18 protein-coding genes are annotated in these 21,000 nt (G+C 72.7%); 9 read left to right on the top strand and 9 right to left on the bottom strand.

Annotated elements, in window-relative coordinates; translation table 11 throughout:
- Nucleotides 1–276 precede the first annotated feature (276 nt).
- The gene (locus AB0J10_RS20715; RefSeq protein WP_363063607.1) at nt 277–1,458 is read left to right on the top strand and encodes a hypothetical protein; all 1,182 of its coding nucleotides are present in this window, start codon (nt 277–279) and stop codon (nt 1,456–1,458) included.
- Here the strand turns inward: AB0J10_RS20715 and AB0J10_RS20710 are convergent.
- The 8 genes from AB0J10_RS20710 to AB0J10_RS20675 form a co-directional block, all read right to left on the bottom strand.
- Complete coding sequence (locus tag AB0J10_RS20710; RefSeq protein WP_363063605.1) at nt 1,445–2,347, bottom strand: methyltransferase domain-containing protein; 903 nt, start codon at nt 2,345–2,347, stop codon at nt 1,445–1,447. The genes AB0J10_RS20715 and AB0J10_RS20710 overlap by 14 nt on opposite strands.
- 181 nt (nt 2,348–2,528) lie before the next feature.
- Complete coding sequence (locus AB0J10_RS20705; protein ID WP_363063661.1) at nt 2,529–3,923, bottom strand: aldehyde dehydrogenase family protein; 1,395 nt, start codon at nt 3,921–3,923, stop codon at nt 2,529–2,531.
- 7 nt (nt 3,924–3,930) lie between these two features.
- Complete coding sequence (locus AB0J10_RS20700; protein ID WP_363063603.1) at nt 3,931–5,253, bottom strand: FAD-dependent oxidoreductase; 1,323 nt, start codon at nt 5,251–5,253, stop codon at nt 3,931–3,933.
- Nucleotides 5,254–5,320: 67 nt separating this feature from the next.
- Nucleotides 5,321–6,436, bottom strand: a complete 1,116-nt coding sequence (locus AB0J10_RS20695) for an ABC transporter ATP-binding protein (RefSeq protein ID WP_363063601.1) — start codon at nt 6,434–6,436, stop codon at nt 5,321–5,323.
- A gap of 4 nt (nt 6,437–6,440) precedes the next feature.
- Nucleotides 6,441–7,385, bottom strand: a complete 945-nt coding sequence (locus AB0J10_RS20690; protein WP_363063599.1) for an ABC transporter permease — start codon at nt 7,383–7,385, stop codon at nt 6,441–6,443.
- Nucleotides 7,382–8,299 (bottom strand): ABC transporter permease, encoded by a 918-nt coding sequence (locus AB0J10_RS20685; RefSeq protein ID WP_363063597.1) that lies wholly within the window; start codon nt 8,297–8,299, stop codon nt 7,382–7,384. Before AB0J10_RS20685 ends, AB0J10_RS20690 begins: the two co-directional genes overlap by 4 nt.
- A gap of 1 nt (nt 8,300) precedes the next feature.
- Nucleotides 8,301–9,473, bottom strand: coding sequence for a spermidine/putrescine ABC transporter substrate-binding protein (locus AB0J10_RS20680; RefSeq protein WP_363063595.1), 1,173 nt, complete (start codon nt 9,471–9,473; stop codon nt 8,301–8,303).
- A gap of 254 nt (nt 9,474–9,727) precedes the next feature.
- Entirely contained in the window at nt 9,728–11,011 is a 1,284-nt protein-coding gene (locus AB0J10_RS20675; protein WP_363063593.1) for an aromatic ring-hydroxylating dioxygenase subunit alpha, read from the bottom strand.
- 454 nt (nt 11,012–11,465) lie between these two features.
- On the opposite strand from AB0J10_RS20675, the gene AB0J10_RS20670 reads away from it, so the two are divergent.
- The 8 genes from AB0J10_RS20670 (at nt 11,466) to AB0J10_RS20635 (ending at nt 20,080) form a co-directional block, all read left to right on the top strand.
- Nucleotides 11,466–12,083, top strand: a complete 618-nt coding sequence (locus AB0J10_RS20670; RefSeq protein WP_363063591.1) for a hypothetical protein — start codon at nt 11,466–11,468, stop codon at nt 12,081–12,083.
- Entirely contained in the window at nt 12,080–13,363 is a 1,284-nt protein-coding gene (locus tag AB0J10_RS20665) for an NADH-ubiquinone oxidoreductase-F iron-sulfur binding region domain-containing protein (protein ID WP_363063589.1), read from the top strand. Before AB0J10_RS20670 ends, AB0J10_RS20665 begins: the two co-directional genes overlap by 4 nt.
- Nucleotides 13,364–13,421: 58 nt before the next feature.
- On the top strand, nt 13,422–13,613 hold the full coding sequence (locus AB0J10_RS20660) for a ferredoxin (protein WP_363063587.1): 192 nt from the start codon (nt 13,422–13,424) through the stop codon (nt 13,611–13,613).
- Between the two features lies 1 nt (nt 13,614).
- Nucleotides 13,615–15,675, top strand: a complete 2,061-nt coding sequence (locus AB0J10_RS20655) for an acetate--CoA ligase family protein (protein ID WP_363063585.1) — start codon at nt 13,615–13,617, stop codon at nt 15,673–15,675.
- A 172-nt stretch (nt 15,676–15,847) separates the two neighbouring features.
- Nucleotides 15,848–17,020, top strand: coding sequence for an acyl-CoA dehydrogenase family protein (locus AB0J10_RS20650; protein ID WP_363063583.1), 1,173 nt, complete (start codon nt 15,848–15,850; stop codon nt 17,018–17,020).
- A 90-nt stretch (nt 17,021–17,110) separates the two neighbouring features.
- A complete protein-coding gene (locus AB0J10_RS20645) occupies nt 17,111–18,283 on the top strand; it encodes an acyl-CoA dehydrogenase (RefSeq protein WP_363063581.1) in 1,173 nt (390 codons plus the stop codon).
- 101 nt (nt 18,284–18,384) lie between these two features.
- Nucleotides 18,385–19,257, top strand: coding sequence for a 3-hydroxybutyryl-CoA dehydrogenase (locus AB0J10_RS20640; RefSeq protein WP_363063579.1), 873 nt, complete (start codon nt 18,385–18,387; stop codon nt 19,255–19,257).
- Between the two features lie 211 nt (nt 19,258–19,468).
- Entirely contained in the window at nt 19,469–20,080 is a 612-nt protein-coding gene (locus tag AB0J10_RS20635) for a TetR/AcrR family transcriptional regulator (RefSeq protein WP_363063577.1), read from the top strand.
- A 76-nt stretch (nt 20,081–20,156) separates the two neighbouring features.
- Here the strand turns inward: AB0J10_RS20635 and AB0J10_RS20630 are convergent, their stop codons facing one another.
- Nucleotides 20,157–20,876, bottom strand: coding sequence for a uridine kinase (locus AB0J10_RS20630; RefSeq protein WP_363063575.1), 720 nt, complete (start codon nt 20,874–20,876; stop codon nt 20,157–20,159).
- Nucleotides 20,877–21,000 lie beyond the last annotated feature (124 nt).

Below are 21,000 nucleotides of genomic sequence, written 5' to 3'. Positions count from 1 at the left end.
TTGCGGAAGCCGAGGCTGCCTCCGCCGACCGGGCCTGACTCCAGTCAGGTAGAACGATCACCTGACCGGATCACTGCGGTGTGCGAGCGGCGCGCGAGCCCCGGTACCGAAGGCTGGGATGGCGACGTACGGGCCGTCGGTCCGTGCTCTGTTCCCCTGCTCTCCCGCGCAGTCCCTCGTGACCGCGGGGAAGGAAGCCAAGACATGAACTCTCGTATACGGATGGGACTGCCCCGGGCGCGACGCGCTCGGGTCCTGCTTGCCTCAATCGCCGGCGTGGTCGCTGTGACCGGCCAGCTCCTGGTGACGGCCCCCGCCACTCACGCAGCCGACCCGGAACCCCGCGGCGACCACCGGCCCCAGTCGGCCGACGGCCGTCCCTCCTCTTCCGCCGACCGCGAGGAGGACCGGACCGAGGACCAGGACGGGGACCGCGGTCAGGAGCAGGGCGGTGACCGCGAGGAGGGCCAGGGCAGGGAACAGGGCGAGAACCGCGGCGAGGAACGCGACGACGAAGAAGAAGCCGGCCGCGACGACAACCGCCAGGAAGAACAAGGCAGGGAACAGAGCGCGAAACGCGACGACGACGCCGAAGAGGAAGACGAAGAAGCCGACCGCGACCACAACCGCCAGGAAAAGCAAGGCAGGGAACAGAGCGCGAAACGCGACGACGACGCCGAAGAGGAAGACGCGAAACGCGACGAGGCCCACAGCGGCAAGCGCGAGGAGCACGGCGGGGACCGTGGTGAGGCCCAGAAGAACCACGGCAAGGACTTCGGCTGGGACCACGGCAAGAACAGGCCGAAGCGCCCCGAAGTCCTGCACGGGATCGAGCAGTTCAGCGAAGACGACACCTTCACCCCTCCGGCGGGCGTCACCTCGGTGTTCGTCCAGGCCTGGGGCGGTGGCGGCGGCGGAGCCGGCGGAGGGGGCGGGGGCAGCACGCCGCAAGCCGACGGCGGTGACGGCGGCGGTGGCGGCGGTGGCGGATTCACCTGGTGCCTGGTCCCGGTCAAGCCGGGCAAGGACTACCTGGTGGACATCGGAACCGCCGGCGACAACGGATCGGGCGGTGGCCCCGGCCGGGACGGCCGGGAGGGGTCGTCCGGCGGCACCACCTCCTTCCACTCCCCGAGCGGCTCCGTGATCCTCTCCGCCGAGGGCGGTGAGGGCGGTGAGGGAGGCACGTCCGACGACACCGACCCGGGTGCGCCCGGTGCCGGCGGGGACGGCGGTGACAGTTCCTGCACCACCGGCGGTGTGAACCGGCCCGGTTCGGACGGCTCTTCCGGCAACGGGGGTGGGACCGTCGCCGACGGCATCGTCGCGCTGCCCGCCCATGCTGCAGTCGGTGGCAGCGGCGGTGACGGCGGCAGCGGCGAGGACGACGAGTTCTTCGCCCGTCCCGGTGAGGACGGCGAGGAGGGCGGCGCGGGATACGCCGTCATCTACTGGTAGACGTCCACCGCTCGCGGTGAACCCCTGCCGTCCCCGGCCGCCTGCCGGCCGGGGACGGCCCTTCGGGGTTCCACCCCCAGGCCGTGATCATCCCGGCCGAGAGCGCGGCGCAGTCGGAAGAGTCCAGATGGGCCTTGGCCGCGTCGATCGCGTCGGCGTCCACCTGTCCCGTGGCCAGGATCGCGTCGCGCGCCCGGTCCCAGGTCTCCGCCCAGAAGCGGCTGATGGGGCTGCCGGGCAGCAGCGGCGGCACATGGATCTCGGCACCCACGGACACGAGACCCGCACCGCGCAGCAGTTCGGGGTAGCCGGTCACCCATGAGACATCGGTGCCGATGGTGTCCCGCAGCCCCTTCCACATCGCCCGCATGACCCGGGTGTAGGGGTCGGTGGGCGCCGTCGCCGTGGTGAGGTCGATCGCGTCGCCGAGGACGAGGACGCCGCCTGGGGTGAGCAGGCGGCTCAGCCTGGTGATGAGCTCCTCGTGTTCCGGCAGGTGCATCAGGACGAACCGCGCATGGACGAGGTCGAACCGGCCGGGGTCGAACGCGGGGTCGGTGACGTCGGCCTCCAGCGAGGTGAGGCCCGGTGTCGGCCGGGCCGCGAGAAACCGGACGTCCCGGTCCACGGCGAGTACCGACCGCACTCCCGCCCGGTGCAGCAGACCGCGCGCCACGCTTCCCGTACCGGCTCCGATGTCGAGGCAGTGCCAGTCCGGCCCCGCGCCGAGGGCGGTCAGACGGGCCAGGGTCGTCTCGTCGTACGCGAGGGCGCCCAGGTCGATGCGGTCGTCCTCACCCGCCTGCCCCGGAGGGAAGACCTCCTCGCCGTAGCGGCCGTCGTCGTGCGCGTCGCGGCGGGCGGGACCGCCGTGCTCGGGGCGCGTCACTGCCGGCCGGCGAGGGCCGCGGTGTCGGTCACGGTCATGGCGGGGACCTCTTCGTGGTGCGGGTGACGGCTCCGGGCGGCCGTGTCGCGTGCCGCCCCGGAAGCGATCCTCCCGGCCGTCCCCGCCGTCCGGCCGAGGCGCGCCGCGTACGGGGCCAACCGGCCCACGCGCCGTCACATGGTCACAGCATCACGTGCTTGACCTGCGTGTAGTCGAGCAGACCGGCCAGGGACAGATCGCTTCCGTAGCCCGAGTGCTTGACGCCGCCGTGCGGCATCTCCGAGACGGTGGTGCCGTGGGTGTTGACCCAGACGATCCCGGTGTGGAGCGCTCGGGTCGCGCGCATGGCCCGGTCGTGGTCCGTGGTCCAGACACCGGCGGCGAGCCCCAGCCGTACACCGTTGGCGAGCCGGAACGCCTCGGCCTCGTCGGTGAAGCGCTGCACCGTGACGACCGGGCCGAACACCTCCTCCTGGACGATCTCGTCGTCCTGATGGACGCCGGCGACGACGGTCGCCTCGTGGTAGTGGCCGGGTCGCAGGGCGCGCGAGCCGCCGGCGACGATCTCCGCATGGGCCGGCAGGCGCTCCAGCAGCCCTTCGACCGCGGCGAGTTGGGCCGCGTTGTTGAGGGGGCCGAAGTCGGCCGCCGGGCGCTGCTGCTCCGCCCGGGCCGCGAACGCGGCGAGGAAGGCGTCGTGGACGTCGGTGTGCACCAGAACGCGGGTGGGGGCCGTGCAGTCCTGGCCCGCGTTGTAGTAGGCGACGGCGGCGAGCTCGGCGGCCGTGGTCGCGATGTCGGCGTCGTCGTGGACGATGACGGGGGCGTTGCCGCCGAGTTCCAGATGGACGCGTTTGAGGTCGGCCGCCGCGGCGGCGGCGATCTCCCGCCCCGCGCGGACGCTGCCGGTGACGGCGACCAGTCGGACGGCGGGCTGCTGGACGAGCGCGCGACCGGTGTCGCGGTCGCCACAGACGACGTTGACGACGCCGGGCGGCAGATGCTCGGCGGCGAGCCGGGCGAGCAGGGCAGTCGACGAGGGGGTGGTGTCGGCGGGCTTGAGGACGGTGGTGTTCCCGGCGGCGATCGCGGGGGCGATCTTCCACACGGCCATCATCAGTGGGTAGTTCCATGGTGTGATCTGGGCGCAGACGCCGACCGGTTCGCGCCGGAGCAGGGAGGTCCGCCCCTCGGTGTACTCGCCGGCGGCGGCTCCCGGCAGATTCCGGGCGGCGCCCGCGAAGTAGCGCACGGTGTCGACGGCGGCGGGCAGTTCGTCGGCGCGAAAGAGGGCTGCGGGCTTTCCGGTGTCCGCGGTCTCGGCCGCCACGAGTGCGTCCGCGTGGTCCTCCATGGCGTCGGCGATGCGCAGCAGGGCGCGCTGCCGCTCGGCCGGGGTGGTCAGGGACCAGTGGTCGTACGCGGCCGCAGCCGCCGCGCAGGCGGAGTCTGTGTCGGCCGCGCCGGACAGCGGCGCGGTGCCCCGGGCCAGACCGCTGGTGGGGTCGACCAACTGCGTCGTGGCACCGCACGCGGCGGGAACGTCCGCTCCCCCGATGTGGTTGAGGACGGTCATGGGTGCGTCAGCCACGGCGCAGTGCCTCCTTCGCGGCCGCGCGGCCGGTGCGCACCGCGCCTTCCATGTAGCCGGCGACCCACTGGTCGGATCCGCAGACGTAGAAGGGTGGTTCGTGGGTGCCGTGCCGGGGCCCGACGGCCATCACGTCACCGGGGACCCACTGGGTGACGTATCCCTGGGTCCACGGGTCGGTGCCCCACATCCGCGTGTGGGTGCTCAGTGGGGCGTGGGCCTCCTCGCCGTAGAGGCGGGCGATGTCGGCGAGCAGTTCCCGGGTGCGCAGGGCGCCGGGCATGCCGAGGAGCACTCCGTACCGTTCCGGGGGGACGAGGGCGGAGAGGACGCCCTCGTTCTGCGGCCAGGTGGAGCCGAGTACGCCTTCGCACTCGGAGAGCCCGTTGCGGTCGCTGTCGCGCCAGAAGGGTTTGTCGTAGGCGGCGGTGAACTTGGCGGCGACGGCCTGGCGCTGCCGGTGCAGCGAGGAGAGCCGTGCGTCGGACACGCCGCTGACGGCGACCGCGCGCAGCGGGCCCACGGGGAGGGCGCTGACGACGGCGCCGGCGGTGAGCGTCTCGCCACCGGCGAGCCGTACGGAGCAGCCGCCGGGCCGTACGGCGAGCTGGTCCACGGGTGCGCCGGTACGGACGCGGGGGCCGAGGTCCCGCGCCATGCGGAGGGCGACGGTGGCGGAACCCTCCGCGATCCGCAGCCCCTCCCAGTCCTCGTAGTCGTAGTGCTCGCATGCGTCGGCGCCGGGGACGGCGGCGTGCTTGCGCAGGGCCGACAGCAGCGAGGTCCGCTCGTACGAGCCGCTCGCGAGAGCCAGTTGCCCGATCTCCCACAGGCGGACGACGGCCGGACCCGCGCCTTCGGAGCGGAGCCAGTCGGCGACCGACAGCGCGTCGAGGGCGCCGGCCTCGGGGTGGGACCACGGGTCGTCCGGGTCGACGCCCGCGGCGAGGGCGGTGAAGGCGGCGGTGACGCGCCGGTGGCAGGCGTCGTCGCCGGCCCCGAACCAGTGGGGCGGGTCTCCCGCGGAGACGCCCTCCGGGGTGGCCCTGGCCATGCGGCCGGGTTCGGCGACATAGCTGGGGACCAGGGTCAGTCCGAGCTCCGCGGCGAGTTCGCGGTAGGCGGTGTGGGCGCGGCCGACGACCTCTCCGCCCAGCTGGACGAGCCGGCCGTCGGGGAGCGTGGTCTGCTCGACGCGTCCGCCGACGCGGTCCCGGGCCTCCAGGACGAGCACGTCGGCGCCGCCGGCCGCCAGGTCCCGTGCGGCGACGAGGCCGGCGAGTCCGGCGCCGAGCACGATGACGTCGTGGTTCATGGGCGTTGGTTCCTTCGCTGGATGGGGCGCCGGCCGCTGCCGGAGGGCGCGTCAGGGGCGGCTGGGGTCAGTCCAGGACGAGGCAGTGCTCGGGCTTCCAGCCGAACTCGACGCGTTCCCCGCCGGTCCAGCGGTCCTCCATACGGGAGCGGGCGGTGTTCTGCTCCAGTACGGACAGCGTGATGCCGGGAACGAGTTCGATCAAATACGTGGTGGTGGCGCCCGAGTAGACGGTCTCGCGGATGACGCCGGTGGCCAGGGCCATGCCCGGTTCGAAGTCGGACAGCCAGATCTTCTCGGGGCGGATGGAGAGGCTGACGCGGCTGCCGTCGGCGATGCCGGCCCGGGTGCCGACGGGCAGCGCGGGCCCGCCGTCGACGACTATCTCGCCGGCGCGATAGGTGCCCGGGACCAGGTTGGAGGTGCCCATGAAGGACGCGACGAAGCTGCCGGCCGGGCGCTCGTAGACGTCCTCGGGGGTTCCGCACTGCTCGACGTGTCCCTCGTTCATCACCGCGACCCGGTCGGACATGGTCAGCGCCTCGTCCTGGTCGTGGGTGACGAAGACGAAGGTGATGCCGACCTCGCGCTGGATCTGCTTGAGCTCGACCTGCATCCGGCGGCGGAGCTTGAGGTCGAGGGCTGCGAGCGGCTCGTCGAGGAGCAGCACCTGCGGGCGGTTGACCAGGGCGCGGGCGAGTGCGACGCGCTGGCGCTGGCCGCCGGAGAGCGTGCGGGGTTTGCGGTCGCCGAGACCGCCGAGCTGGACCCGCTCCAGCATGGTGCCGACCCGCTCGCGGGTCTCGGCGCGGCCGACACCCTTGCGCTTGAGGCCGAAGGCCACGTTGTCGGCGACCGAGAGATGGTCGAACAGGGCGTAGCTCTGGAAGACGGTGTTGACGTCGCGCTTGTTCGGCGGGAGGGCGGTGACGTCCTCTCCTCCGAGCAGGACGGTCCCGTCGGTGGGGTCGGTGAAGCCGCCGACCATCCGGAGCGTCGTGGTCTTGCCGCAGCCGGAGGGGCCGAGGAGCGAGAAGAACTCACCGGGGGCGATGTCCAGGGAGAGTTCGTGCACGGCGTAGGAGTCGCCGTAGCTCTTGCTGATCCCGTCGAGCCGGACGGCGGGTGCGGGGTCCCCGGTCGGCGCGGTGGTGGTGGGGTTCGAGGATGCGGTGGGCGTCACGGTGTCACTTCCCGGAAAGCAGATCGAGGCCGCCGCGACGACCGAACAGGCGCGGGATGAAGAGGGCGAGGACGATGAGGGCGATCGAGCCGACGAGCATCAGGGTGCCCACCGCGTTGATGGTGGGCTGGACCCCGAAGCGGATCGCCGAGTAGATCCGCACGGACAGCGGCTGCGGGTCGACGCCGGTGGTGAAGTAGGCGAGGACGAAGTCGTCGAAGACCAGGGCGAAGATCAGGACCCCCGACGCCAGGATGCTGGGCAGCAGCGCGGGCAGGGTGACCAGGCGCAGGGCCTGCCAGCGGGTGGCACCCAGGTCCATCGCCGCTTCCTCGGTCTCCGGGTTGAGTGCGGCGATCCGGGAGCGCAGGACGACCGTCACGTAGGAGATGGAGAACGTGATCTCGGCGAGCATCACCGTCGTGGTGGACAGGGTGATGCCCATGCCCTTGAAGAGCAGCATGGCCGCGACCCCGGTGACGATCTCCGGAGTGATCAGGGGGATGAGCATGATCAGCCCGGCGAGGGAACCGAGCCGGCTTCGGCAGCGCACCAGTCCGAGGGCCAGCGTCACCCCCAGCACCAGCGAACCGGCCATGGCCACCAGCGAGACCCGCAGGCTCATGTCGAGCGACTCGAGCAGATGGTCGTCGCGGAGGAAGGCTCCGTACCACCGCAGGCTGAAGTCCTTGAAGACCGTGAGGGACTTCTGGGAGTTGAAGGAGAAGAGGACGACGACGCCGATCGGCAGATAGAGCAGCGCGAAGAAGGCGGCGGTCACGGCGATGGCGAGGCGTGGCTTGCGGTCGGTGCCGCGGCGGCCCCGGCGCGGGGCCGGGCGGGAGCGCCCACCGGTTCCCGGGCGGGCTCCGCGCTTGCGGAGGCCGTGCGTACGCACCGTCTCGGCCGCGGGGCGGGGCTTGGGCTTGAGAGCCGGGCGGAGTGTCATCGGGCTGCCTCCGAGTGCTCCGTCTCGTCCTTGCGGGCCCGTCGGAGATAGCCCAGCATCCCGATGAACAGCACGGCCATCATCAGCATGGTGAGCGCTGAGCCCAGCGGCCAGTTCTGGCCCTGGAAGAACTTGTCCTGGATCAGGTTGCCGATCATGATCTGGTCGGGACCTCCCATCAGCTGGGCACTGACGAAGTCGCCCATGGCGGGCAGGAAGACGAGGACGCAGCCGGCGGCCGCGCCCTGCCGGGTGGCCGGCAGGGTGACGTGGAAGAAGGTCCGCAGCGGTCCGCCGTAGAGATCGCGTCCGGCTTCGATCAGCGAGGTGTCCATCCGCTCGAGCGCCGCGTAGAGGGGGATGATCATGAACACGATGAAGCCGTAGACGAGTCCGGCGACGACGCCCGCGCCGGTCTGGAGGATCTTGGTGTCGCCGCCCGCGATCCCGATCCCGCGCAGCGCCTCCAGCAGGGGCCCGTCGTCGGACAGGACGACGGACCAGCCGTACATCCGGACCAGGTAGTTCGCGAAGAACGGCACGACGATGGCGGCGATCAGGAGGTTCTTGAACCGCCCGCCGTGCAGGGCGATGACATAGGCCACCGGGTAGGCCACGACCAGGCAGATCAGACAGGTCAGCAGGGCGTAGCCGAGGGAGCGGAGCAGCACGGAGCGGTAGGCGGGATCTGCCAGCGCCGCGAAGTTCTCGAAGTTGAGGCCGAACCGCGGATTGCCGAGCGGATCCGTGGTGCCGAGCGCGAGGGTGGCGACCAGCAGGAGCGAGGCGACGAGGAAGGTGGCCATCCAGAGGGTGCCGGGGATCATCAGCCAGGTCCACAGCCGGTTGCTCCTCGCGGAGGGGCCCGGCTTCCCGGAGGTCCGGGTTCCCGGATCAGGGATGTGCGGTGCCATGTCATCCCGCCTTCACGCGGGTCCAGGCACTGTCCCGTGCCTGCTCGCCCTTCGTGGTTCCGTTGCGGAAGTAGAGGTCGTCCTTGAGGTCCTCCGCGGAGACCAGGCACTCGGGGAAGGGCTCCACGAGTGCGGCGTAGGTGTCCTCGGTGCCGCCGACCGGCATCGGGTAGCCGATGTACTCGATGTTCCTCTTCACGTTCTCCGGTCGGAGCATGTAGTCGATGAAGAGCATCGCGGTACCGGGGTGGCGGGCGTTGGAGGGGATGGCGTAGCAGTCCGAGTTGACCGGGGCGCCTTCCTTGGCCACCTCGAAGCCGAAGACCGAGGGGTCCTTGGCCTGGACCAGCATGGCGGCCATGTCCCCGCTCCAGGCCTGGGTCATGGCCGCGTTGCCGTTGAGGAGGTTGTTGTAGCTGTCGCTGGAGAAGCCGCGCAGATGGGGGCGGAGGGAACGGAGGGTCTCGGTGATGCGCCCGAGGTCGTCCTCGTCCGTGGTGGAGACGTCGAGGCCGAGCTTCAGTGCGGCGAGGCCGAGGACCTCGTCCCGGTCGTCGAGCACGAACACCCGGCCCTTGGCGCGGGCGTTCCACAGGTCGTCCCAGGAGCCGTCGAGACCGTCGCCGATCTTGTCCTTCCGCCAGCCGATCCCTGTCTTGTACATGGTGAACGGCAGGGTGTGCCGGGAACCGGAGTCGTACCAGGGGTCCGCGAAGTAGGCGTACTGCGCGAGGATCGACTCGGCGTTCCTGAGCTTGCCGTGGTCGATCCGGTGCAGCCGGTTGCCGGCGGCCAGCCGCTGGGCCCATTTGGCCGTGGGGAAGATGATGTCGTAGCGGTTGCCGGCGTTGAGCTTGGCGACCATGCCTTCCATCGAGTCGAAGTTCGACTGGACGACCTTGACGCCGTACTCCTTCTCGAACCCGGCGAAGACGGCGGGATCGACGAAGTCGGCCCAGTTGAAGTAGACCAGGTCGCCGTCGACCTTGACGTCGATCGGCTCTCGGGCGTCGCTGTCGGCCGTGGGACCCGACGAGAGGAATCCGCATCCCGCCGAGGTCAGGCCGAGGCCGAGACCGGCTGCCGCGGCAGTGCCGGCGCGCAGGAGGGAACGGCGGGACAGGGCGGTCGGGACGGTGAGCTGGGGCGGGGATGAGGGTACCTCGGGGGACATCGGGGTCCTCTCCATGGGGGCCGTACGGTGACGGGCACTGCTGCGGGTGCGGTCGCGGGTGCACGGTGGCTCTGGTTCCGTGCACGGACCGGGGAGCCTGCGCGGTGTTGGGGTGCACCGCCGGGTGTGGCTCGACAGGGTACGTGGCGGGCGGATGAGGCTCGTCGGTCCGCGTCGCCGTGGTCTGTGTGGGTCACTCGCCCGTGCCGTGGACCGGCAGGGGCACCGCTCGGCGGCCGTGGGGCTCTGGCGGCTCAGCGCTCCGCGCCGTCGAGGCCGGCACGGACGCGCCCGGCGAACCAGCCGACCGCCTCCTCGCGCCGGGACAGCGGACCCGGCTCGAAGCCCGGGGTCGTCAGTCCTTTCTGCACACGGGACACCAGTTCGGCGTCCTCGTCGTTGGTGATCCAGCCGATGTGGATGTTCAGCCGCCGGGCGATCCGGGTGCGCAGCCCGGTGCCGCGGCGGGTGTAGAACGCTCCTGGCACGGCCACGCGGTCCACCGCCGTCGGGATCGCGGTCCAGGCAAGCACATGGTCGGGGTAGAAGTCGATGAGCGTGTTGGGGTAGATCACGGCGTACCGCCAGACACGTCGGTCCGCCTCGGTCAGTCCCGGCATGGGGGCGGCGAGCCGCTGGTAGAGGCGCTCGGCCCAGTTCGACGACGGCTTGTCGCGCAGCGGCGAGGCGAAGAGGGCGTACGCCTCGTCGATCTCGCAGCTGTAGCGCTGGTAGTCGAGCAGGCGCATCAGACCGGGGTGGGCGACGGGTACGTGGTAGCCCTCGAGGTAGTTGTCGACGGCGACCTTCCAGTTGGCGTGCTGCACCTCGGCGGAACCGAGGTCGTGGATGCGGCTTCGGCCGACGGGCACGAGATCGGCCCCGGCATAGTGGCCGACGGCCTCCGCCAGACCCGCGCACTGCTCGGCGAGCGGGGTTGCGTCCGGGTCGAGGTTGGCGAACACGAAGCCGAGGAAGGACTCGACCCGGACGGGGAACAGTCCGAGGCGGGGCTTGTCCAGGCAGGGGATCTGCCGGGCCTCGGGCGCCCCGACGAGCCGTCCGTCCAACTTGTACGTCCAGCCGTGGTACGGGCAGCGGATCGCCTTGCCGGCCGGTTCGGGCCGGGTGACCAGCCGGGTGCCGCGATGGCGGCAGACGTTGAGGTGGCCGGCGAGGCTGCCGTCCTCGGTGCGTACGACGATCACCTCCTGACCGGCGACAGCGGCGGCGAGGCGGGCTCCCGGCCCCGGGAGGTCGGACTCGTGGCAGACGAGTTGCCAGGACCTGGCGAAGATGTGTGCGGTCTCGGCCTCCGCGACGGCCGGGTCGGTGTAGTAGCGGGCAGCGAGCGCCGCACCGGGAACGTCCGGGGCGGCCGGGGTCCCGGCCCCGTTCCCGGCGGCGGACGCCGGGAAGCCGGCCCCGTCCTCCGGGGCGGGCGACGGCGGGGCTTCGGGAGCGGCGCGGCTCCCGTCCGTGCGGTTACCGGCGGTGCGGGCCTTGCTCGGTGTCTCTGCGGGCGCTTCGGGCTGCATCGGCTGACTCCATCCATGCCGCCGGAGGCGGCGATCGGTGTTTGAGGCGGCCCAGGGGGGTCGGCCGGGCCGGCCAAGGACCGGAACCGAGCTGACTAATTGGTCAGTCAGATTGCTGACGTGTTTCGGCGGTGTCAAGACTTGTGGACTGACTAACTGATTAGTTAGCGTAGTCGGCATCGCGGCTCCCGGCGATCCGGGCTCCGGGGTCCCGGTCCCGGCCCCAGCCGGACGCCGGGAGTCCGCGTAAGGGCCCCGGCCCCGGTCCCGCACACCGGACCACGCGCCCGAGACGTCGGGCATCCGCCGTCCCGGGCGGACCACCGGTACCGGCCCTCTTCCGGCCCCACGCCCCGGGGTACGCCGCGAGACCCCGGCACCACGCTCCACCCCGAAGCTCCTCCTCTGCTGCTCCAGCTCCCCGAAGTCCCCCTCTCCCCTCCCGGAGGCACGCATGAGCGGTCGTCGGAGTCTCGTCTGGCTCGGGCTCACGCCCGAACCCGAGCGGGAACTGCCCCCCGCCGTGGCCGCGCTGCGCACCCGCGCACCGGACGCCGGCGACGAGGCCCGGGAACCGGCCGCCGCCGAGCGCCGCCGGGTGGAGCGGCTGATCCTGCACGGTTCCGAGCGCAGCTGGCTGCGCTATCTCGCGGAGGTCACCGAACTCGTGACCTCCGTGGCCGACGGGACCACGGCCGGCGACCCCGGGGCCGCGCTCGTCGCGGGCGAGGTCGTCCTGGAACACCACCGCATGCTCATCGGCCTGCCGGGCTCCGGCTACGACCGCACGGCACGGGACCGCTCCCTGCTGGAGACCGCGGTCCGCACCCTGCGGGCCGCCGCGCCGGGAGCGCGCGGCTCCGCCCACCCCGCGGGCGACGCCGTACCGGAGCCCGCGTCACCGGGGGAACGTCCCACCGCCGGCTCCCCCGCGGCGGCGAACGGGGCCGGACCGCGCGTCGGTCCTCCCCCGCGGACGGCCCCGGCCCGTCAGGGCCGCGCCCCGTTCCAGGCCCCCTCGGGGGACACCCACACACCGAACACCCCCACTCCGGACGGAGACCGGCCATGACCGTCGCGACCGCCGTGCGCTCGCTCCTGGGCGATCCCGCCGTCTCCGTGCTCGGCACGGAGCCCGGCGGGGCCGAGAGCGCCGAGGCGTACATCCGCTCGGGCGGATACGGGAAGGCCGCCTCGGCCGCCCGGCTCCTGGAGGCCGTCGGCCGCGCGGGCCTCCGCGGCCGCGGCGGCGCCGGTTTCCCGGCCGCAGTGAAGCTCCGCTCCGTGCGCGACGGGGGCGGCGTACCGGTCGTGGTGGCCAACGGCGAGGAGGGCGAGCCCGGGTCCGTGAAGGACCGCTGGCTGCTGCGGGCCAGGCCGCATCTCGTGCTGGACGGGATCTCCCGCGCCGCGGAGGTCACCGGCGCCGCGCAGGGCTATGTGTATCTGTCCGACCCCTGCGCAGCCGCGGAGGTCCGCCGGGCCCTCGAGGAACACCCGCCGGAGGTCCCGGTGGAGGTCGTCGAGACCGCGCACGGCTACGTCGCGGGCGAGGAGACCTCGGTGGTGCGGCGCATCAACGGCGGCCCCGCGCTGCCGACCGCCAAACCGCCCCGCCCCTACGAGCGCGGGGTCGCCGGACGGCCGACGCTGGTCGCCAACGTCGAGACGCTCGCCCGGATGGCACTGATCGCCGCGCACCCGGAACTCAGCGGCACGATCGCCCGCACCACCCTGCTCACCCTGTCGTCCCGGCGCGACGCCCCCCTGCTCGTCGAGGCACCCTACGGGGTGCGCCTGCACGACCTCGCCGCGGGCCAGGGCTCCGGCGACGCCTACGGCGTGCTGATGGGCGGGCTGTTCGGCGGCCTCGTCGGCTCCGGCGCGCTGGCGCTGCGGCTGGACCCCGATGACCTGGCCGCCGCCGGCACGTCCCTCGGCTGCGGGGCGATCCGCTTTCTCGCACCGGGCGGATGCCCCGTCGCCGTCGCCCACGACGCCGTGGACCATCTCGCCGCCGAGAGCGCGCGGCAGTGCGGTGTGTGCGTGTCGGGCACCGCCGCGATCCGCGACACGCTCGGTCAGCTGGCCACCGGTGGGGCCGGGCCGGACGCCGCGGTGCGGCTCGAACGCTGGGCCCGGGGTCTGCCGGGACGCGGCGCGTGCGGTCTTCTCGACGCGGCCGCGGGCACGGCGGGGAGCCTGCTGCGCGCGTTCCCCGACGCCGTGCGCGACCACCTGGGCACGGCGTGCCCGGTGTGTGCCGGCTGCCCCGCCACCGGTGGTCATCGGCTGGTCGTGCCCGTTCCGGAGGTCGCCGGCCTCCGCCCCGACCCCGCCCCCGTCCGCTGACCCGGTCCCGGCCGGCCGGGCGCCCTCCCCGTCCCGCCCTCCCCGAAAGGAACGCCGCGTGAAACTCATCCTGGACTCCACCCGCTGCCAGGGCTACGGGCTCTGCCAGGAGCACGCCCCCGGGCTGATCGACCTCGACGAATGGGGCTACGCGTCGGTGCCTGTCGCCGACGTGCCGCCCGGTTCGGAGGACGCGGCACGCGCCTGCGCCGACAGCTGCCCCAACACCGCGCTGCGCCTGGAGAAGTGACATGACCCGTGATCTGAGCGCGCTGTTCGACCCGAAGTCCGTCGCCGTCGTCGGCGCCAGTGACGATCCCGCCAAGTACGGCCATGCCGTGGCCGCGCAGGCGCTCCGCGCCCCGCACCGCAGGCCGGTGCATCTGGTGAACCGCCGCGGTGGCACCGTCCTCGGGCGCCCCGCCGCCAGGACCCTCGCCGAGATCGGCGAGCCGGTGGAGCTGGTGGTGGTATCCGTCCCGGGCGCAGGTTTCGAGGAGGCCGTCGACTCCGCACTGGCGTGCGGTGCCCGCGCGATCGTCGGTATCACCGCCGGCTTCGCCGAGACCGGCCCCGCCGGGCTCGCGCGCCAGCGTGCCGTCGCGGCGCGGGTGAGGGAGGCGGGAGCCGTGCTGGTGGGCCCCAACTGCCTCGGCGTCGCCGACAACACGACCGAGCTGTATCTCGCCTCGGACACGTTCGCACCCGGCGGGATCGCCCTGCTGAGCCAGAGCGGCAACCTCGCCCTGGAACTGCAGTTGCGAATGGCCCCGCACGGGCTGGGCTTCTCGCGGTTCGTCTCGCTCGGCAACCAGGCCGACGTCACCCTCGTCGACCTCGTCGAGGACTGCGCACGGCACACCGCGACGTCGGCCGTCGCCGTGTACGCGGAGGACTTCGGCGACGGTCGCGCCTTCGCGCGGGCGGCCGCCGCGGCCGGCAAGCCGGTGGTCCTCCTCACCGCGGGCCGTGGCACCGCGTCCGCCCGCAGTGCCCAGTCCCACACCGGGGCGCTGACCACGTCGGCCGATGTGGTCGCGGCCGCGTGCCGGGACGCCGGAGTGGAACTCGTCGCCACCCCGCGGGAGATGACGGTGGTCCTCGCGGCGCTGAACGCCCGGGCCCGGTCCGGCGGCCGCCGTACGGCGGTGTTCACCGACGGCGGCGGGCACGGCGTCATCGCGGCCGACGCGGCCGAGGCCGCCGGGCTCGACGTGCCCGAACTCGGTGAGCCCACGAGGCAGAGGCTGCGGTCGGTGCTGTGGGAGCAGTCCGCGGTCGGCAACCCGGTGGACCTGGCAGGCATGGGGGAACAGGACCCCCTCTCGTACTCCGCGACGGTCGGGGCCCTGCTCGCCGCCGAGGAGGTCGACGCCGTTCTGATGACCGGCTACTTCGGCGGCTACGCGGCCGCGGGCGGCGGGCTGGGCGGCGGTGGCGCGACGCTCGCGGACGGCGAGGGCCGTGCGGCCGGTGAGATCGTCGACCACTGGAGGAGGCGGCCGAAGCCGCTGGTGGTCCAGTCGATGTACCCGGCGTCGCCGAGCTGCCGGACCCTGGTCGACGCGGGCATACCGGTGTTCCCGTCCACGGAGGACGCCTCACGCGCCCTGGCCGCGATGACCTCGGCCCACCCGGACGGACGGTCCGGTGTGTCCTCGCTGCCGCCGCCCGCCCCGGCGCTGCGCGACTGCGGGTACCACGCGGTCCGCGGGCTGCTGGCCGCGGCGGGGGTGCGGTTCCCCGCCGCCCGGGAGGTCACCGGTGAGGTGGAACTGCTCGCGGCGGCCGAGGAGTTCCCGGGGCCGTACGTCCTCAAGGCGCTGCACGTGCTGCACAAGTCGGACGCGGGCGGGGTGGCACTGGGCCTGGCCGGCCGTGACGCCCTGCTCGCCGCCTACCGGGAGATGCACGCCCGGCTCGGCGCCCCTTCCTACTCGGTCGAGGCCATGGCGGACCTCTCGGACGGCGTCGAGCTGATCGTGGGAGTCAACCGCGATCCGCGCTTCGGTCCGGTCGCCATGGTCGGGCTCGGGGGCGTTCTCACGGAGACGTTGCACGACGTCGCCTTCTCGCTCGCACCGGTGCCGGCGGAGCGCGCCGCGCGACTGCTGCGGGGCCTGCGCACCGCGGCCCTGCTCTCCGGTGTACGCGGCCTGCCTGCGGTGGACGTCGACGCCGCGGCGGAGGCGGTCGAACGCATCACCGCCGTCGCGGCCGCGCATCCCGAGATCGCCGAACTGGAGGTCAATCCGCTGCTGGTACGGCCGGACGGGGCCCTGGCCCTCGACGCCCGGGCGGTACTGGCCTGACGCCCTTCCCGCAATCGGGCCGCCGTGGCCCGGCACACCCGCTCGCCGGCTCCATCGGGCCCGGCACCCCACGCCCGGCCGTACCGGCACCTCCGATTCCGTTCCCCGCTCCCCCGGCGCGACGCGCCGGTTCCCTCACCCTCCCACTGACGCATCTCCGGAGGAACACCCCATGGACTTTCGCTACACCCCCGAACAGGCGGACCTCAAGGCCCGGGCCGCCGCCTACTCCCGCCTGCTCATGGAGTACGAGGACCGGTCCGAGGAGGCGGGCGGTCCGCTGCCGGCCGACACGGTCCGCGAACTCACCCGGGCGGCGATCGAGGCCGGTGTCTACGCCATCAACATGCCCGCCGAGTGGGGCGGCGCCGGGCTGTCCCTGCTGGACCAGGTGATCGTGGAGGAGGAGTTCGGCAAGGTCACCAACTGTCTGTGGGACATTCCGTGGCGGCCCGCGAACGTCCTGGCGTACGGCACGCAGGCACAGCGGGAGAAGTACCTGCTGCCCGTCATCCGGGGCGAGAGGTTCGACGCCTTCGCGGTGACCGAGCCGGGCGCGGGCTCGGACCCCTCGTCGGGGACGAGCACCGCGACCCGTACGGACGGCGGCTGGGTACTGAACGGCGAGAAGTGGTTCGTCACCTGCGGCGACATCGCCGACTTCCTGCTCGTCCAGGCCGACGCCGGCGAGGAACGCGCACCGACCCTGTTCTTCGTCGACAAGCAGGCGGCGGGGGTGGAGATGACGCGGGTGCCGCGTTTCATGCACTCCGCCGTGAACGGTCACCCCGAGTTCACGTTCACCGATGTCTTCGTCTCCGACGAGGACGTGCTCGGCGGGGTCGGCAACGGCTACGAGCTGACGAAGGAGTGGTTCACGGACGAACGGCTGATGATCGCGGCCCGCACGACCGGGGCCGCCGAGCGCGCCCTCGAACTGGCCCGCGACTGGGCCGTCGAACGCCGCCAGTTCGGCTCCCCCATCGCCGACTTCCAGCTCGTCCAGGGCATGCTCGCCGACTGCGCCGTCGACATCGCCGTCAACCGCGCCTACACCCACCAGGTCGCCTGGGAGGCCGATCAGCCGGGCACCGACCGCAAGGCGCTGCACGCCAAGGCTTCGACGGCGAAGCTGGCGGCCAGTGAGGCGGCCGGGCGGGTCGTCGACCGCTGCGTACAGATCTTCGGCGGGCGCGGCTACGACCGCTCCTACCCCGTCGAACGCATGTACCGCGAACTGCGTGTGGACCGCATCTGGGAGGGCACCTCCGAGATCCAGCGGCTGATCGTCGCCAACGAGCTGGTCAAGCGGGGCACCGGGGCCCTCGCCCTGCCTCATTCCTGATCCGGCTCGCCCACCGGCGGCACGACCGCCGCCCCGACCCCCGACCCCCGACCCTTGCGCGCCGACGCCGACCCCAAAGGACCCACTGCCATGGACTTCCGTCTCACCGCCCGCCAGAAGGAGCTGAAGGACTCGGCCCGCGGGCTCACCGAGTTCATCATGAAGTACGAAGTCGACTGCGAGGAGAACAACGGGCTGCAGCCGCAGGCCCACCACGAGATCCGCGACGCCGTGCTCGCGAGCGGGCTCCAGGCCGTCAACATGCCCGCCGAATGGGGCGGCGCCGGGCTGACGATCCTGGAGCAGGCGATCGTGCAGGAGGAGCTCGGCAGGCTCACGGGCGCACTGTGGGACACCGTGTGGCGGCCGGCGAACGCCCTGCGGTTCTGCACCCCGGAGCAGCGCGAGCGCTATCTCGTCCCCGTCATCAAGGGCCGGCGGCGGGACTGCTACGCGGTGACCGAGCGGGGCGCGGGCTCGGACCCGCAGGGCATCGCCACGACGGCGACCCGCACCCCGGACGGCTGGGTGCTGAACGGCGAGAAGTGGTTCGTCACCGTCGGGGACCACGCCGACTTCATGATCGTGCTGGCGGCCGCCGGAGAGGAGGGCGCGCCGACCCTGTTCCTCGTCGACAAGGAGACGCCGGGGATCGAGATGACACGGGTGCCGCGCTTCATGCACACCTTCGTCTACGAGCACCCCGAGTTCACCTTCACCGATGTCCGCGTGGGCGAGGACGCGGTGCTCGGCGGGGTCGGAAACGGATACGACATCACCAGGTCCTGGTTCACCGAGGAGCGGCTGATGATCGCGGCCCGCACGACCGGGGCCGCCGAGCGCGCCCTCGAACTGGCCCGCGACTGGGCCGTCGAACGCCGCCAGTTCGGCTCCCCCATCGCCGACTTCCAGCTCGTCCAGGGCATGCTCGCCGACTGCGCCGTCGACATCGCCGTCAACCGCGCCTACACCCACCAGGTCGCCTGGGAGGTGGACGCCGGCCTTTCCGACCGCAAGACCCTGCACGCCAAGGCGGCGATCGCCAAGCTGTCGGCCAGCGAGGCGGCCGGGCGGGTCGTCGACCGCTGCGTACAGATCTTCGGCGGGCGCGGCTACGACCGCTCCTACCCCGTCGAACGCCTCTACCGCGAACTGCGCGTGGACCGCATCTGGGAGGGCACCTCCGAGATCCAGCGGCTGATCGTCGCCGGTGAACTGGTCAAGCGGGGCACGGGCGTTCTGCGGATGCCGTCCGCGGGCTGAGGCCCGGGGGACCGTGTCCCGGCGGGATCGCCGGGACACGGTCCCCTCGGTGCCGTGGTGCCTGCTGCCGGGTGGTTGAGGATGCTGAACCGGAGGAACTGATGGCTGGCGGAGAGCGGGAGTGCTCGCTGATCGGGGTCGTGGGCTGCGGTCTGATGGGCTCCGGGATCGCCGAGGTGTGTGCGCGGGCGGGCCGGGACGTCGTCGTGGTCGAGACGGGCGCGGCGGCGGTGAAGGAGGGCCGCGGGCGGATCACTGCGTCGCTGGACCGGGCCGTGGCCGCGGGCAGGCTCGCGGGCCCGGATCGTGACGCCGCCCTGGCGCGGATCGTGGTCACGGCGGACATGGAGGGACTGGCGGACCGGGACCTCGTGGTGGAGGCGGTGGCCGAGCGGGAGGAGGCCAAGGTAAGGGTGTTCGCCCATCTCGACCGGACCGTGGGCGGGACCGACGCGATCCTGGCGACGAACACCTCGTCCATCCCGGTCATCCGGCTCGCGACGGCGACCGCGCGCCCCGAGCAGGTGGTGGGGCTGCACTTCTTCAACCCCGTGCCGGTGCTGCCGCTGGTCGAGCTGGTGCCGTCGCTGCTGACCGGTGAGAGCACCGTGCGGCGGGCGGAGGCGTTCGCTTCCGGGGTCCTCGGCAAGGAGGTCGTCCGCGCCCGCGACCGGGCCGGTTTCGTGGTGAACGCGCTGCTGGTGCCGTATCTGCTGGCGGCCGTGCGGATGGTCGAGTCCGGCACGGCCTCGGTCGAGGACGTCGACCGGGGGATGGTGCTCGGCTGCGCGCATCCGCTCGGGCCGCTCGCGCTCACGGACCTGATCGGCCTGGACACCACTCAGGCCATCGCCGAGTCGATGTACGAGGAGTTCCGGGAGCCGCTCTACGCGCCGCCGCCGCTGCTGGCGAGGATGGTGGACGCGGGGCTGCTGGGACGGAAGTCGGGACGCGGCTTCCACTCCTACCGATGACCGGTGGCCTGTTCCCGCCGACGACCGGCCGCAGCCGTGTCCCGGCATCCCGGACCGCCGGTGCCGGGACCCGCGTACGGCGTGGATGCGCCAAGATGGACGACGGCGGTACGGGCCGTCCCGCACCGACGGCCCGCACCGACGGCCCGTACCGAGAGCCACATCGACACCACCGACACCACCGACAGCGATCCGAACCGGGAGCACACACGTGACCAAGGCCGAACGCACTCGCGAGACCCGTGAGCGGATCCTCTCCGCCGCGTGCGCAGTGATCGCCGAGGTCGGCTTCGAGAAGATCCGCATGCGGATGGTGGCCGAGCACGCCGGGGTGTCCACGGCACTGCTGCACTACCACTTCGACACCCGCGAGAAGCTCTTCGCCGAGGCGATGACGCACTCATTCGCCCAGACCGGGACGGAGCTGGAGAAGGACGCCGGCTCGGTGCCCGCCGCGGTGATCCTGGCCAGGATCCTGCGCACTCTGCTCCCCACCGACCCCGAGCTGCGTCAGGACTGGCGGCTCTGGCAGGAGCTGTGGGTGCGTGCGCTGCGCGACGACACGGCCCAGCGGCTGGCCGTCGACCTGTACGACCAGCTCCACGAATGGGTCGGCGGCGCGCTGAAGCGGGGCGTCGACTCCGGGGAGTTCGCCTCCTGCGACATCGACGCCACCAGCACCCTCCTGCTCGCGCTCTGCGACGGCTACGGGATCCGACTGATGCTGTCGGACCCGAAGGTCGACCTGGACGCGGCCCAGACGGCTATCTGGGGGACGGTCGCGCGGACCCTCGAAGTACCCCCCGGGTTCCCACAGGTGTGATGTCCGCCGGGCCCGCCGGGCCCACCCCCGGGCCGACGTGCGACGCCCCGACGGCGCCGCACGCGAAGGGCCGCGGTCAGCGGAGCCGTGGGCGGGCGAAGTCGGTGTTGTCGATGATCGCGTCCGCCCGCGTCAGCGGCTCGGCCTCCTGCAGGTGGACACGCATGGCGGCGAGGTAGCGGTCGCGGTGGATGGCCTCTGCCGCGGAGCCGGCCCAGTCCCCGTCCCGCGCGGCGCCGCGGCGTACGGAGACCTCGGCGTCGACGTCGAGCCAGATGCGGAAGTCCCAGTACGCGTCGATCGCGGGGCGGAAGGCGAAGACCCCGTCCACGATCAGCACACTGTCGTCGGTCAGCGGTGTCCTGGTCGCCGAGTGGTCCTGCTGCGTCAGCGGGTCGATGCTGCACAGCGCACAGGACGCGGCGCCTTCGGTACGGCAGGGGTCGAGCAGCAGCCGCCGGGCGGCCTCGTAGTCGTACGCGTTGCGGTAGTAGCCCTCGCCGGACTCCCGGTCGTAGAGGTGCCGGTCCTTCCAGGGCCGCTTGAAGTCGTCCAGGGTGGCGCGGAGCACCGGGCGGCCCGCCGCGCCGATCCGGGCGCCCAGCTCATGGCCGAAGCTCGTCTTGCCGGAGGCCGTGAGCCCGTCGATGCCGACGAGCAGCCGGCGGTCGCCGAGCGCGAGGACCCGCTCCGCGATCCGCGCCACGAGGGCGTCCCGCCCCGGGGACGCGGAAGCCGGACGCGGTTGCCGCCAGGTCGACGCCGAGAGGTGCACCGGGGCCTGCCGCATGGTCATCGCCCCACCGTATCCGCGATCCGCACCTGCGGAAAGACCACCCGGACCGGCAAGGTCCACGATCTTCCGGGCCGCGGCGGTACCGAGGGCCTACGCTCATGTGTGGCGGTGCCATCCACCGAAT

It is taken from the genome of Streptomyces sp. NPDC049887 (assembly GCF_040656535.1).
In the GTDB taxonomy this organism is placed as follows: Bacteria; Actinomycetota; Actinomycetes; order Streptomycetales; family Streptomycetaceae; genus Streptomyces.
Note: the sequence above shows the minus strand (reverse complement) of the source record. Positions and strands in the feature narration are given on the sequence as shown.

Coding starts and splice junctions, on each gene's coding strand:
- AB0J10_RS20630 (WP_363063575.1), bottom strand. CDS start 20,876: ATGACCATGCGGCAGGCCCCGGTGCACCTCTCGGCGTCGACCTGGCGG.
- AB0J10_RS20640 (WP_363063579.1), top strand. CDS start 18,385: ATGGCTGGCGGAGAGCGGGAGTGCTCGCTGATCGGGGTCGTGGGCTGC.
- AB0J10_RS20700 (WP_363063603.1), bottom strand. CDS start 5,253: ATGAACCACGACGTCATCGTGCTCGGCGCCGGACTCGCCGGCCTCGTC.
- AB0J10_RS20650 (WP_363063583.1), top strand. CDS start 15,848: ATGGACTTTCGCTACACCCCCGAACAGGCGGACCTCAAGGCCCGGGCC.
- AB0J10_RS20685 (WP_363063597.1), bottom strand. CDS start 8,299: ATGGCACCGCACATCCCTGATCCGGGAACCCGGACCTCCGGGAAGCCG.
- AB0J10_RS20705 (WP_363063661.1), bottom strand. CDS start 3,923: ATGACCGTCCTCAACCACATCGGGGGAGCGGACGTTCCCGCCGCGTGC.
- AB0J10_RS20655 (WP_363063585.1), top strand. CDS start 13,615: ATGACCCGTGATCTGAGCGCGCTGTTCGACCCGAAGTCCGTCGCCGTC.
- AB0J10_RS20645 (WP_363063581.1), top strand. CDS start 17,111: ATGGACTTCCGTCTCACCGCCCGCCAGAAGGAGCTGAAGGACTCGGCC.
- AB0J10_RS20665 (WP_363063589.1), top strand. CDS start 12,080: ATGACCGTCGCGACCGCCGTGCGCTCGCTCCTGGGCGATCCCGCCGTC.
- AB0J10_RS20690 (WP_363063599.1), bottom strand. CDS start 7,385: ATGACACTCCGCCCGGCTCTCAAGCCCAAGCCCCGCCCCGCGGCCGAG.
- AB0J10_RS20675 (WP_363063593.1), bottom strand. CDS start 11,011: ATGCAGCCCGAAGCGCCCGCAGAGACACCGAGCAAGGCCCGCACCGCC.
- AB0J10_RS20680 (WP_363063595.1), bottom strand. CDS start 9,473: ATGTCCCCCGAGGTACCCTCATCCCCGCCCCAGCTCACCGTCCCGACC.
- AB0J10_RS20670 (WP_363063591.1), top strand. CDS start 11,466: ATGAGCGGTCGTCGGAGTCTCGTCTGGCTCGGGCTCACGCCCGAACCC.